Source organism: Rhodanobacter sp. Soil_C_14 (assembly GCF_057657335.1).
In genome coordinates this window covers 1,179,548-1,192,739 of sequence record NZ_JBDGIQ010000001.1, presented here as the reverse complement: position 1 = coordinate 1,192,739, position 13,192 = coordinate 1,179,548, and the positions used below count along the sequence as shown (strand labels likewise).

11 protein-coding genes are annotated in these 13,192 nt (G+C 65.3%); 6 read left to right on the top strand and 5 right to left on the bottom strand.

Features of this window, described 5'->3' with window-relative positions:
* Positions 1–34 precede the first annotated feature (34 nt).
* From AC3A56_RS05505 to AC3A56_RS05485, 5 genes are all read right to left on the bottom strand, one after another.
* Positions 35–1,771, bottom strand: a complete 1,737-nt coding sequence (locus tag AC3A56_RS05505) for a M1 family metallopeptidase (RefSeq protein ID WP_487769603.1) — start codon at positions 1,769–1,771, stop codon at positions 35–37.
* Positions 1,772–1,875: 104 nt separating this feature from the next.
* Positions 1,876–3,255, bottom strand: coding sequence for a leucyl aminopeptidase family protein (locus tag AC3A56_RS05500; RefSeq protein WP_487769602.1), 1,380 nt, complete (start codon positions 3,253–3,255; stop codon positions 1,876–1,878).
* Between the two features lie 155 nt (positions 3,256–3,410).
* Positions 3,411–4,115 carry an HAD family hydrolase gene (locus tag AC3A56_RS05495; protein WP_487769601.1) on the bottom strand — a complete coding sequence of 235 codons (705 nt, stop codon included), beginning with the start codon at positions 4,113–4,115 and terminating at the stop codon, positions 3,411–3,413.
* Positions 4,116–4,123: 8 nt separating this feature from the next.
* On the bottom strand, positions 4,124–5,461 hold the full coding sequence (locus AC3A56_RS05490) for a LysM peptidoglycan-binding domain-containing protein (protein ID WP_056715495.1): 1,338 nt from the start codon (positions 5,459–5,461) through the stop codon (positions 4,124–4,126).
* A 223-nt stretch (positions 5,462–5,684) separates the two neighbouring features.
* Positions 5,685–7,100, bottom strand: a complete 1,416-nt coding sequence (locus AC3A56_RS05485; protein ID WP_487769600.1) for a Do family serine endopeptidase — start codon at positions 7,098–7,100, stop codon at positions 5,685–5,687.
* Between the two features lie 351 nt (positions 7,101–7,451).
* Here AC3A56_RS05485 and AC3A56_RS05480 point away from each other — a divergent pair, with 351 nt between their 5' ends.
* The 6 genes from AC3A56_RS05480 to AC3A56_RS05455 all read left to right on the top strand — a co-directional run bounded on the left by AC3A56_RS05480 (position 7,452) and on the right by AC3A56_RS05455 (position 13,016).
* Complete coding sequence (locus AC3A56_RS05480) at positions 7,452–9,614, top strand: adenosylcobalamin-dependent ribonucleoside-diphosphate reductase (RefSeq protein WP_056715498.1); 2,163 nt, start codon at positions 7,452–7,454, stop codon at positions 9,612–9,614.
* Between the two features lie 105 nt (positions 9,615–9,719).
* A complete protein-coding gene (locus AC3A56_RS05475) occupies positions 9,720–10,406 on the top strand; it encodes a hypothetical protein (RefSeq protein WP_487769599.1) in 687 nt (228 codons plus the stop codon).
* Between the two features lie 105 nt (positions 10,407–10,511).
* Positions 10,512–11,258, top strand: coding sequence for a vitamin B12-dependent ribonucleotide reductase (locus AC3A56_RS05470; RefSeq protein WP_487769598.1), 747 nt, complete (start codon positions 10,512–10,514; stop codon positions 11,256–11,258).
* Between the two features lie 66 nt (positions 11,259–11,324).
* Complete coding sequence (locus AC3A56_RS05465; RefSeq protein WP_157599263.1) at positions 11,325–11,780, top strand: hypothetical protein; 456 nt, start codon at positions 11,325–11,327, stop codon at positions 11,778–11,780.
* An 18-nt stretch (positions 11,781–11,798) separates the two neighbouring features.
* Positions 11,799–12,296, top strand: coding sequence for a hypothetical protein (locus tag AC3A56_RS05460; RefSeq protein WP_082585332.1), 498 nt, complete (start codon positions 11,799–11,801; stop codon positions 12,294–12,296).
* Positions 12,297–12,563: 267 nt separating this feature from the next.
* A complete protein-coding gene (locus tag AC3A56_RS05455) occupies positions 12,564–13,016 on the top strand; it encodes a hypothetical protein (RefSeq protein WP_056718171.1) in 453 nt (150 codons plus the stop codon).
* Positions 13,017–13,192: the final 176 nt, after the last annotated feature.

Sequence of the window (13,192 nt, the reverse complement as noted above, 5' to 3'; positions counted from 1 at the left end):
AACGCGGGCCGAGCGCCAGCGCCCCGCGCAGCCGCTATTTCTTCGCCGCCTGCTGCTTCGCCCGCTGCTGCTTCATCCATTGCTGGTACTCCCCGACGTAAGGCGCCTCGCGCAGCACCTTCGAACGCGGGTCGATCACCAGCAGGCTGCCCGCCGGCACCTGCAGCTGGCCGCTGCCGTCGCTCATCGGCACGGCGTGCACGGTGTCGCCCACCTGCACCTCGATCGGCATCGGGAACGGCTTGCCGTGCTCGGTGACCCAGCGCAGCTTCAAGGTGTCGCCCACGCGCTGCTCGTCCAGGCGCGGCAACGCGGCGTCACGCAGGTAGACGTCGAAGAACCAGTCGAGCTTGCGCCCGGTGATCCTGTCGACGATCGCCACGTAGTCCCGGGTGCTCGAATAGCGCGGCCGGAAGTTGCCCGGCTTCGGGTCGGGGCGGCCGTAGACCAGGCTGCGGATGCTCGCGAAGAAGTCCTTGTCGCCGATCAGCTGCCGCAACGTGTGCAGCATCAGCGAACCCTTGTAGTAGATGTCGTTGCCCGGGCCGTGCTCGGCGTCGTACACCTCGTGTTCGTCCTGGCTGTGGCCGGAAACGACCGGGTACTTGTTGCGCAACGACATGCGCTCGGTGTGCAGCATCGCGAAATACGCCATGTCGCCGTGCAGGTACTGTCCGTACAGCGGCTGCATGTAGGTGCCGAAACCCTCGTGCAGCCACATGTCGTCCCAGTCGGCATTGGTCACCTGGTTGCCGAACCATTCGTGCGAGAACTCGTGCTGCAGCAGCCAGTCGAAGCCGTACTCGCTGCGCGGATAGCCGTTGCCGTAGGCGTTGATGGTCTGGTGCTCCATGCCCAGGTGCGGGGTTTCCACCACGCCCATCTTCTCGTCGCCGAACGGGTAGGGGCCGATCTGCTGCTCGAAGAAATCCAGCATGCGCGGGAACTCGCCGAACAGCCGCTGCGCGCCTTCCGCATGCTCGGGCAAGTACCACAGCTCCAGCGGGATGGTGTTGCCGTAGCGGCTGGCGTAATCGCCCTTGAGCAGCTTGAACGGGCCCACGTTGATCGAGATCGCGTAGGTGTCCGGGTGCTTGGCGCGCCAGTGATAGGTGTGCTGGTCGCCGTGGTCGGTGATGCCGATCAGCACGCCGTTGCCGGGCGCGGCCAGCGTCTTCGGCACGGTGATCCAGGTGTCGACCAGGTCGGGTTCGCCCTGTGGCTGGTCGATGCACGGCCAGAACAGGTCGCAGCCTTCGCCTTCGACCGCGCTGGCCACCCACGGCTGGCCGTCGGCGGTGTGGCTCCACACGAAGCCACCGTCCCACGGCGCGTGTTTGGCCACGTGCGGCTTGCCGCCGTAGCGCACGGTGACGCTGACCTTGCCGCCGGCCGCGAGCGCGGCCGGCAGCTGCACGCGCAGGCGGCCGTCGGGGTTGCTCCAGCGGCTGGCGGCCAGCGGCTTGCCGTCGAGCTCGATGCCGCTGATCGGCAGGTTGCGATCGAGGTCCAGCAGCAGCACGTCGGTGGCCGACTTCGCGGTGAAGCTCAGCGTGGCGCTGGCGTCGATGCGCTGTTTTGCGGCGTCGACGGTGAAGTGCAGGTCGGCATGATCGAAATGCACGCGCGCCTGTTCGGCCGGCATCACGCCGCCGGAATTCATGGTCAGCGCGGTCAGCGCCGGCTGGGTGGCGGTGTCGGCCGCGGCGCTGCCGAAACTGGCAAGGCCGAGTGCGACGCCGAGAGCAAGCAGATGCAGGCGAGCGGACATGGGATGGCTTCCGGGGAGGGTATCTCCCGCAGCATGCAATCTTTCAGCGGCGGGCGACAACGCCAGAAGTCATGGCCGGACGTGATGCCTCCGCGCCGGTTCGCTCAGCCGGCGTAGCGCTGCTGCAGGTAGGCGAACATCGCGCGCACGCCCATCGCCTCGCCGCCGCGGGGACGGCCGGGTCGGTCCGCGTCGTTCCAGGCGTAGGTGTCCAGGTGCAGCCACGGCGTGCCGTCCGGCACGAAACGCTCCAGGTACAGCGCCGCGGTGATCGCGCCGGCATGACGCGACGGGCCGGCATTGGCGAAGTCGGCCAGGTACGAGTCGAGCATCTTGCGGTACGGCCGCCACAACGGCATCTGCCACAGCGGATCGTCGACCGCGCGACCGGCGGCCAGCAGCGCGGCGGCCGCGGCATCGTCGTTGGCGAACAGCGCGGGCAGGTCCGGGCCCAGCGCCACGCGGGCGGCACCGGTCAGCGTGGCGAAGTCGAGCAGCAGGTCGGGCTGCTGCTCGGCGCCGTAGGCCAGCGCATCGCACAGCACCAGGCGGCCCTCGGCGTCGGTGTTGTCGACTTCCACCGTGTGGCCGGCGCGGGTGGTGATCACCTCGCCCGGGCGCATCGCGTTGCCGGCCACCGCGTTCTCCACCGCGGGCACCAGCAGGGTCAGCCGCACCGGCAGGTTGGCCTGCATCACCAGCCCGGCCAGCGCGATCGCATGGGCGGCGCCGCCCATGTCCTTCTTCATCCAGCGCATGCCGTCGGACGATTTCAGGTCGAGCCCGCCGGTGTCGAAGCACACGCCCTTGCCGACCACGACCAGTCGCGGGTGCTCCTTGCGACCCCAGCCCAGTTCGACCAGCCGCGGTTCGCGATGGCTGGCGCGGCCCACCGCGTGGATGGTCGGGAAGTTTGCCTTGAGCAGCTCGTCGCCGACCCAGTCGCGCACCTTGGCCTTGTGCGTCTTGCCGAGCCGGCGGATGGCGTCGCTCAACTGCTCCGGACCCATGTCCTCGGTCGGCGTGTTGACCAGGTCGCGGACCAGCGCGGTGGCCTCGACCAGCGGCGCCAGCGCCTGCCGCTCGGCGGTGCTCACCGCGAGTTGCGCCGGCGCCCGCTTCGGCTGGCGATAGCGATCGAACTGGTACGCGCCCAGGGCCCAGCCCAGCGCCGCCTGGCTGCGATCGTCCAGCACGCCTTCGTCGGCGAGGTGGTAGGTGGCCTCGGGCAGGCCGAACGGCAGCGCGGCCAGCGCCGCCAGCGGCTGCCGCGGCTCCACCCCGACCAGCACGCGCACCAGCTTGCCGGCCGCATCGGACAACAGCGCGAACGTGCCCGGCGCCGCCGCGAAACCGCTGTCGCCCAGCCAGCGCTTCTGCGCGGCGGTGAGCCGCCGCTTGCTCGCGGCGTAGTGCGCGGCGTCGGTGGTTTCGATGGCGATGCTGTGACGGTTGCCGGACTGGCGTTCGATCAGGGCGGACATGCGGGTTCCTTCGGACTTGCGCCGGCAATGCTGCCGGACTCGACGAATGGCTTTCGGCGACGGGGCCAAAACGCCAATGATGCGCGCAATCGCCGCCGCTTGCCTACACGCCGCTGCCGGGAGATCTACGGGCGGGAGATTTACGGGCGGGAGATCTACGGGATGGGGTGCTGCGCTTCGAGCCAGTCGGCCAGCGCGGTCATGTCGCGCAGGTCCAGTTCGGGCGGCTCGCCCATGTCGTCGGGCCAGCGGACGCCTTCGCGATTGAGCCAAGCGGTGCGCAGCCCGGCGTCGCGGGCGCCGGCCACGTCCATCGACGGATCGTCGCCCACGTGCAGGATCTGCTGCACCGGCACGCCCAGCCGTTCGGCGGCGGCCAGGAAGATCCGCGCATCCGGTTTGGCCATGCCGCTGTCGCGGGCGCAGATGTGATGGGCGAAATGCGCGTGGATGCCGATGCGCTGCAGGTCGGCGTTACCGTTGGTCAGGCTGGCCAGCGGCCAGCGCGCGGTGATCCGCTGCAGCGCGGGCAGGCTGTCCGGATACAGCTCGACGCTGTTGCGGGCGGCGAAATAGATTTCCCACAGCGCGTCGATCGGCGCGTCGGCCACCCCGCAGCTGGCGAACGCATGCTGCAGGGTGAGCTGGCGCTGGGTGGTGAAGTCGTGCGCCAGGTCGAGCCGTTCGGCGGCGACCCGGGCGCGCAGCTCGCGCATCGCGGCGATCGGCCACGCCTGCGCCACCTCGGGATGGTGCTGCCGCAGCCAGGCGTCCACCGCCTGGTCGGCGCGTTCCAGGGCCGGCAGCACCGGCCACAAGGTGTCGTCCAGGTCCAGCGTCAGCGCGAGTATCGGCGCCACGCCGGCGCTCAGAGCTTGCTGATGCGCAGCACCTGGCCCAGCTTGATCTGGTCGCCCTTCAGGTGGTTCCACTCGCGCAGCTGGGCCACGTCGACCGAGTGGCGCTTGGCGATCGTCGACAGCGTGTCGCCCTTGACCACCTTGTACGTCGTCGTGGTCTGGCTGGTGCTGGCGCTGACCTTGCCGAAATTCGCGCTGTCGTTGCGGCTGACCGTGGTGGCGCTGCCGCTGGCGTGTGCCGTGCTGGTCACGCTGACGTCGCTGACGCTGCCCTGGATCTTGCTCAGGCGCGCGTTCTGCTTCTTGTCGTCCTCGCGCTTTTCCACCGCCATGCGCGCGGCCAGCGTATCGGCCGAGGTCGGCGCGATGGCGGCGCGTGCCGCGTAAGTGGCGCCCGGCGCCGACACCGGCGTGCCATGGGGAACGCGGGCGCCGACCTCGGCCAGGATCCTGCTGCGGCGCGAGCTGTCCAGCGCGACGAGTGCGCCGCCGTCCTGGTACGGCAGCACCGCGTGCTTGCGCAGCGCGGCCTTGCCCGGCTCGCTCTGCACGAAGTCGACGAAGGCCTGCGCCTGGCTCGCCTTCGGGCTGCTCGGGTTGGTCACCAGGTACAGCGGGATGAACAGCGGATAGCTGCCGTCGGCGATGTTGGCCACGGTGGCCCGCTTGCCGTTGACCGGAATCGCCTTCAGCTTCGCGTTGCCGCTGATGCCGGACAGCGTGGCCACGCCAAAGCCGTTCGGGTTCAGCGCGATGCCTTCTTCCAGCTTGCGCGTGTTGACGTACAGCCGCGGCGCGGCCACCGGCTGGTTGCCGCGACCGAACAGCAGGGTGCGCAGGCTGTATTCCACGCCGTCGCCGGGGCTGGCCACCGCGTACACGTCGATCGGCGCGTTGCGGCCGCCGACTTCGCTCCAGTTGTGGATCTTGCCGTAGTAGATGTCGTGCACCTGCTTCAGCGTGAGTCCGCTGATCGGGTTCGACGATTGGGTGACGATCACCAGGCCGTCCCACGCCACCGGGGTGAAGGTGAGGCGGGCGTTCTGCGCGCTGTTGTCGGACGGGCGTGCGCTGCCGGCCAGGTCGGCGGTGCCGCTGGCCACCGCGTCGATGCCCGAGGCGGTGTTGAACGGCTGCAGTTCGATGCGGCCATGGCCGCTCTTCTCCCACGCCTTGGCCACTTCGCCGACCACGCCGTTGGCCGTCGCCACGTCACCACGCCAGACCAGGCTGCTCTTGGCCGGTGCACTCGCCTTTGCCTTGGGATGGCTCTTGGCGACGGCGGGAGTGGTGAGGCAGGCCCCGATCAGGGCGACGGACAGCAGGCGGACAAGACGAACGGACATGGTGGCGGAGAACCCCGGCGTGATGATGGTTGGATGTTTTTGACGCGAGTATGGCGCCTCGCGGGCGCACGCAGGCTGAAGCGATGCGGGTATTTCATCGGCCCGGGTGCGGAACATCAAGCACTTTCATGCATTTGCGCTCCCTCGGCGGTCCGGCCTGTGCGCCGGAACACGCGCAGGGAGCGATCCCCGCCACGCTTTTGGCTGAACGGGCCGGCCCCGTTCAGTTGATCACCACGTAGCGGGTGCCGTCGTCGCCGGCCACCACCAGCACCAGCTGGCGCGGCTTCACCCCGGCCAGCCCGCGCAACACGTGCAGGCTGGTGATGCGCTGGCTGCCCACGCCGATCACCACGTCGTCGGTGCTCAGGCCCGCGCGCGCGGCGCGACTGCCCGGCTGCACCGCGCTGACCGCCACGCCGTACCAGCCCTGGTTGCGCTGCTCCTGGCTCAGCTCGCTGAAGCGCACGCCGGCCAGCCGCGGATCGAGATCGCCGCCCTCGGCGGTGGCCAGCTTCTCTGCGGTGAGCGTGGCGCTGACCTCGCTGAGCTTGCCCCCGCGCAACACGCCCAGCCGCAGCGTGCTGCCCAGCGGCAGCAGGCCCTCGGCATTGTTCAGTTCCTGCACGGTGTGCAGCGGCTTGCCGTTCAGCGTGGTCAGCACGTCGCCCGCCTGCAGGCCGGCGCGCTCGGCAGCCGAGCCATCGCGCACGCCGGTGACCAGCACGCCATCACGGTCCTTCAGCTGCAGCGCGCTGGCGATGCGCGGCGTGATCAGCTGGGTCTGCACGCCCAGGCTGCCGCGCTGCACCTTGCCGTGCGCCAGCAGCTGCGCCATCACCTCGCTGGTGAGGTTGCTGGGGATCGCGAAACCGATGCCGACGTTGCCGCCCGAGGGCGAGAAGATCATCGTGTTGATGCCGACCAGCTCGCCGCGCAGGTTGACCAGGGCGCCGCCGGAATTGCCCGGGTTGATCGAGGCATCGGTCTGGATGAAGTTCTGGTAGCCGCCCATGCCCGAAAAATTCCGGCCCGACGCATTGCTGCCCAGCCCGGAGCGGCCCAGCGCCGAGACGATGCCGGCGGTGACCGTCTGGCCCAGCCCGAACGGGTCGCCCACCGCCACCACGTAGTCGCCCACCTGCAGGCGCGAGGAATCGGCCAGCGGCAGCGCCTGCAGCTTCTGGGCCGGGATCTGCACCACCGCCACGTCAGTGGCGGCGTCGGTGCCGATCAGCTTGCCCTTGAACGTGCGCCCGTCCTGCAGCGTCACGCTGATGTCGTCGGCGCCGCCGACCACGTGGTTGTTGGTCAGCACGTAGCCTTTGGCCGCGTCCACGATCACGCCCGAGCCCAGGCTCTGCTCGACCCGCTCGCGCGGCGTGCTGGGCAGGCCGAAGAAGCGCCGCATCATCGGGTCGTCGAAATATGCGTCACGCACCGGCACCCGCGTGGTGGTGGAGATGTTCACCACGGCCGGGGTCACCCGGGTCAGCATCGGCGCCAGCGAGGGCATCGGCTGGCCGTCGACCGCGGCGGGCAGGCTGGCGGCGTGGCCGGGCAGCGGGGCCAGCGCCACGAACAGCGCGGCCAGCGCAGCGCCAAGCCAGCGCGCCGGGTGTGCGGATGAGTGCGACATGGGTCCTCCTTGGGCATCGATGACGGCGCTGCTTCGACCGGAACACCGCGCCACGGTTCCGCAACGCCGATGGCTGTCGTGGGACTTTACATCGGTCGACGTCGGGGTTAACTTGCCTACCCGGTAGCAACCACAACATCTTGTGTTGAGAACTTGGTGCTTTAACTAGCGCTGGTGTCGAACATCGCACTCTTGAGGGGGAGTCGTTGTTGTCGGAAAAGCGCTGGCAGCGCGGGCCGGAGGGCAATCCTCACGGGCTTGCGCCGCCATCGAAACAGTCACGCGCGGCCGTGCCGCCACACATAAAAACAACGCCGGCCGGAAGGCCGCAGCGAGAGGTCCCAGAAGCCGATGAGCACAGTGAGTGCCCCAGCCGCCAGTTCCGCCACCGGTCGTGATGCCGTCGTGGAAATCCCCCTGCAACCCGCGTCCTGGGACATCTGGGACAAGAAGTACCGGCTGAAGGCGAAATCCGGCGAGCCGGTCGACGCCACCATCGACGAGACCTACCAGCGCGTGGCGCGCGCCCTGTCCGACGTGGAAGCCACCGACGAGCTGCGCGCCCACTGGTACGAAAAGTTCCTGTGGGCGCTGCGCCGCGGCGCGATCCCGGCCGGCCGCATCACCTCCAACGCGGGCGCGCTGGCGCACAAACCGGCCACCAGCACGATCAACTGCACCGTGTCGGGCACCATCCACGATTCGATGGACGACATCCTGGAGAAAGTCCACGAAGCGGGCCTCACCCTGAAGGCCGGCTGCGGCATCGGCTACGAGTTCAGCACCCTGCGTCCGCGCAACGCCTACGTCTCCGGCGCCGGCGCGTACACCAGCGGCCCGCTGTCGTTCATGGATATCTACGACAAGATGTGCTTCACCGTGTCGTCCGCCGGCGGTCGCCGTGGCGCGCAGATGGGCACGTTCGACATCAGCCATCCCGACGCCAAGGAATTCATCCGCGCCAAGCGCGAGGACGGCCGCCTGCGCCAGTTCAACCTGAGCCTGCTGATCACCGACGGCTTCATGCAGGCGGTCGAGCACGACCAGGACTGGCCGCTGGTGTTCCCGGTGCACGTCAAGGAAAAGGGCGAGGTCGACGTCAATGACCCGGCCCAGGTGGTGTGGCGCGAGTGGCCCACCCACGAGAACTACGTGGACCGCGAGGACGGCCTGGTCGCCTGCAAGATCTACGGCCACATCCGGGCGCGGCACCTGTGGGACATGATCATGGTGTCCACCTACGACTATGCCGAGCCGGGCTTCATCCTGATCGACAAGGTCAACGAGATGAACAACAACTGGTGGTGCGAGCACATCCGCGCCACCAACCCCTGCGGCGAACAGCCGCTGCCGCCCTACGGCTCCTGCCTGCTCGGCTCGGTCAACCTGACCAAGTTCGTGCGCGACCCGTTCGGTCCCAAGGCCAGCTTCGACTGGAACGAATACCGCGAAGTGGTGAAGGTGTTCACCCGCATGCTCGACAACGTGGTCGAGATCAACGGCCTGCCGCTGGAACAGCAGCGCAACGAGATCATGGGCAAGCGCCGCCACGGCATGGGCTTCCTGGGCCTGGGCAGCACCGTGACCATGCTCAAGCACAGCTACGGCAGCGCCGAGGCAGTCGCCTTCACCGAGGAAGTCTCGCGCGAGATGGCGGTGGCCGGCTGGGAAGTGGCGCTGGAACTGGCCAGGGAAAAGGGCGCCGCCCCGGTGCTGCTGCGTGACTTCACCGTCACCGGCGACATGCTGCGCAAGCGTCCGGAAATGGTCGCCGACGGCTACAAGGTCGGCGACGCCATCCCCGGCCGCGTGCTCCACGCGAAATACAGCCGCTACATGCAGCGCATCGCCACCGTGGCGCCGAACCTGGTCGAGCAGCTGGCCGAAACCGGCGCGCGCTTCACCCACCACACCTCGATCGCGCCCACCGGCACGATCAGCCTGAGCCTGGCCAACAACGCCAGCAACGGCATCGAGCCCAGCTTCGCGCACAGCTACTCGCGCAACGTGATCCGCGAAGGCAAGAAGTCCAAGGAAAAGGTCGAGGTGCTCAGCTTCGAGCTGCTGGCCTACCGCGCGCTGATCAATGCCGACGCCAAGCCGTATACCGAAGAGGCCGGCAACAAGCTGCCGGACTACTTCGTGGCGGCCGACGACATCAGCCCGAAGCAGCACGTCGACATCCAGGCCGCCTCGCAGAAGTGGATCGACTCGTCGATCTCCAAGACCGCGAACGTGCCCACCGACTACCCCTACGAAGACTTCAAGGACATCTACTTCTACGCCTACAAGCAGGGCCTGAAGGGATGCACCACGTTCCGCTTCAACCCGGCGGCATTCCAGGGCGTGCTGGTCAAGGATTCCGATCTTGAAAACACCCTCTACCGCTTCGAGCTGGACGACGGTAGTGTTGTCGAACTGAAAGGCAATGAGCAGGTGGAATACGACGGCGAGATGCATTCGGCCGCCAACCTCTTCGATGCCTTGAAGGAAGGGTATTACGGCAAGTTCTAGGCAGCACACGCACCTCGCACCGAGGTGTGCGGTGTTCCCCCAGGAGGCGTCGATTCCCGAAAGGCCGCGTCACGTACTGACATCAATTCGGAGGGGAACACCAGCATGTCCATCGATAACGAAGTTGAAGCAAGCAGCACACCCGTTGCCGTCGAAGCACCGGCCGTCGCCCTCCCGGTCCTGCCGGACGTGCCCGCGGCCGCTCCGGTCGCCGCACCGGTGGCGGTGAAGAAGACCGCCGCCAGGAAGAAGGCCGCGCCGAAGAAGGCGGCTGCAAAGAAGGCGGCTCCGAAGAAGGCTGCGGCGAAGAAGGCCGCTCCCAAGAAGGCGGCCGCAAAGAAGGCGGCTCCGAAAAAGGCCGCCAAGAAGGCAGCTGCCAAGAAAGCGGTGAAGAAGACCGCGAAGAAAGCCGTGAAGAAGGCGGCGCCGAAGAATGCGGCAGCGAAAAAGGCTGCAACGAAGAAAGCCGTGAAAAAGGCCGCCGCGAAAAAGGCGGCTCCCAGGAAGGCCGTGAAGAAGGCTGCCGCGAAGAAGGCGGCGCCGAAAAAGGCCGCAAGGAAAGTCGCCAAGGTGGTGAAGAAGAAAGCCGCCAAGGTCGCAAGGAAGGTCAGCAGCAAGAAGTCGGCCAGCAAGAAGGCCGCACCGAAAAAGGCGGCAGTCAAGAAGTCCGCCAGCAAGAAAGCCGTCGCCAAGACGGCAAAGAGGTCCACTGCCAGCAAGAAGGCGAGCGTCAAGTCGGCACGCCCGGTGAAAAAGGCTGCCGGCAAGAAGGCCGCTGCAAAACGCAAGTAAGCAACACCCCATCCGGCCCGGCCCCAGCGCCGGGCCGGATGATCTCCCGTTACACGCCGTGAGCAGCCCGGCACCCACCACTCAAGAAGCAACGAAGCGAACATCATGGCAATCAAGATCGACAAGAAGATCACCGGCTACAACGTGGTCAAGCCCGAAGACAAGGTTGCCGCCCCGGCCGCCGCGAAAGACGCGCGAGTCAGTGACAAAGTCGGCGAGCCCAAGCAGGCCGAAGTGATCCAGATGCACGAAAGTGTCGAGCGGCCGGAAACCCTGGTCGGCTCCACCTTCAAGATCAAGTCGCCGCTGTTCGAACATGCCCTGTACGTCACCATCAACGACATCGTGCTCAACGCCGGCACCAAACACGAACAGCGCCGCCCGTTCGAGATCTTCATCAACTCGAAGAACATGGACCACTTCCAGTGGATCGTGGCGCTCACCCGGCTGATGTCCGCCGTGTTCCGCAAGGGCGGCGACGTCACCTTCGTGGTCGAGGAACTGAAAGCCGTGTTCGACCCGCGCGGCGGCTACTTCAAGGCCGGCGGCGTCTACATGTCCAGCATCGTCGCCGAGATCGGTTCGGTGGTGGAGCAGCACATGAAGAACATCGGGCTGATCCACGATCCGGAGATGGACGCGGCCACCCGCCAGCTGATCGCCGACAAGCGGAAAGCCTACGAGGCCGCCAGCGCAAAGACCGACGCCAGCGCCACCACCGGTACGGCCGCCACCGACGCGCTGACGTTTCCGCCGGGCTCGATGATGTGCGACAAGTGCAACACCAAGGCCTTGGTGCTGATGGACAACTGCCAGACTTGCTTGAATTGTGGGTATTCGAAGTGCGGGTAATGTGGTGGAGAGAATGAAAAGGGCGGCCTGTGCCGCCCTTTTTTGCTTCTTGGCATATATATCACCATGATCTACAGTGATCGCCTGCAAGAAATTGCAGCGACTACAGGGGGCGATATGAATTGGATTAATGGGGTTGGATTCGCACTATTCGTGGTGCTCGGTTCGGGCTGTGTTCAAACCAACACAAAACCTGTAACTACTCGTAACGGTGAGCTGACGCACGGCAACGTACAGCTGAACGTGAAGGTTGGTCAGACGTCAAAAGCTGATGTGTTGGAGCATTTTGGTGCGCCAAACATCACGACCATAGATGGGTCTGGCCAAGAGGTTTGGTCTTATCAGCGTCAAGCAACGGTGACCCAATCTAGCTCCAGTAGCAATTACTGGACCGTGATCCTTGCTGGGGGCGGAAATTCTGCTTCGGGATTTGAGCAGACTCAGCGAACCATGACATTGATCATCAAGTTCGGGAAGGATAATCTGGTTTCAGATTTCAGAAGTCGCTCGAGCGAATTTTAAACGCAGGGGGAACAGGGGATGAAAAAGTTTATCGTTGCGGGTTGCCTTGTGGTGGCCGCTCTAGCTGGTTGCGCAACTTCGCCAAATCCGGCGCCAACGTCGTTGCAGATTCAGTCCTTTCAGACAAAGGAATTTGAAACGACCAAGACGATCGCATTTGGATCGGTTTTGAGCGTCTTTCAAGACTTAGGGTACATCGTTCAGAGTGCTGACAAGGACACGGGCTTTATAACTGCAGCAAGCCCAACAACCAATAAGACAGGCTTTTGGCAGGCGATGGGCGGCGTGGCATCAAGCGGCCAGACTAAAGCAACGGCTTTTGTCGAGGAAATGAGACCTGGTTATGTGCGTGTGCGCTTGAATTTTGTAAATACTCGCAGCAATTCAAGCGCGTATGGGCAGAGTCGAAACGAGGACACCCCCATTTTGGATCCAAAAGCATACCAAGTGGCGTTCGAAAAAATCGACGACGCCGTTTTTGTCAGGAAGGGCGCTGCGACTACTGGCCAGAATTAAATAGAAGTATAAAATAATGCAGAAGAAGGGCCAAGTTCATTAACCCTCGTGGGTAAATGAACTTGGCTTTTTCTATTTTCATAAACAAGGGTTCGAGTAAAGTTTAATACGCGGCAATAACGGGGTCACGAATAAATGGGTGGAGTTAATTAAGCTAACGTAATTAACTTCGTTTCCGTTGATTCGGATGAGGAAAGCGGTTTCCACATTTGAATCAACGAAGCAGCATGCGATGCCAACGGCGCAAGAAGGACAAGGGGGCGGTCCATGACACTGAACGAAACAGCGCGGGAATGGCGTTTGAACAGCGCCAGCGCTTCAGCGCTGCTGCCCGTCGTCATCCCGTTGTTGATGCTGGCGTTCGGCTTGGTGGTGCTGATTGCTTCAGCCCTCCGAAGAGTCCAGGTTACCGATTTCAATTTCGGTTTTCTGGTCGTGTGGATCTGCGTGGTGCTGTGGGTGACATACAGCACCCTTTCCATGCCTCGCCGCATCGCCATCGAACCCGGTGGGTGGCTCAGCTTCCGCAGCCCGCTCGGCGAAACGCGCATGCGCGTGCAGGATGTCGTCTCCATCAGCCCCGGACGCGGCCAGCTTGGCTATTTGCAGCTGGAGTACCGAGGCGGAACGCTGCGCTTCATCGCCCAGTTCGATGACTTCCATACCTTCCTCAATCGCCTGACCGAATTGAATCCTGCGGTCGTCCTTGAAGGTTGTTAACCGGTGGCCTGGCCACCGGCGGCCAGTTTCGCTGGGTTCAGATGAAGATCCAGGACCTATCCTTGTTTGTGCTGCCGGGCAGTTGCTTGCCGAGTGCGATGATCGTGTTGTACCTGCGCTGGTGCGGCGACAGCGCGTCTTCGTATGGGTGGTATGGCCTTCCGCTGGCAGCGACG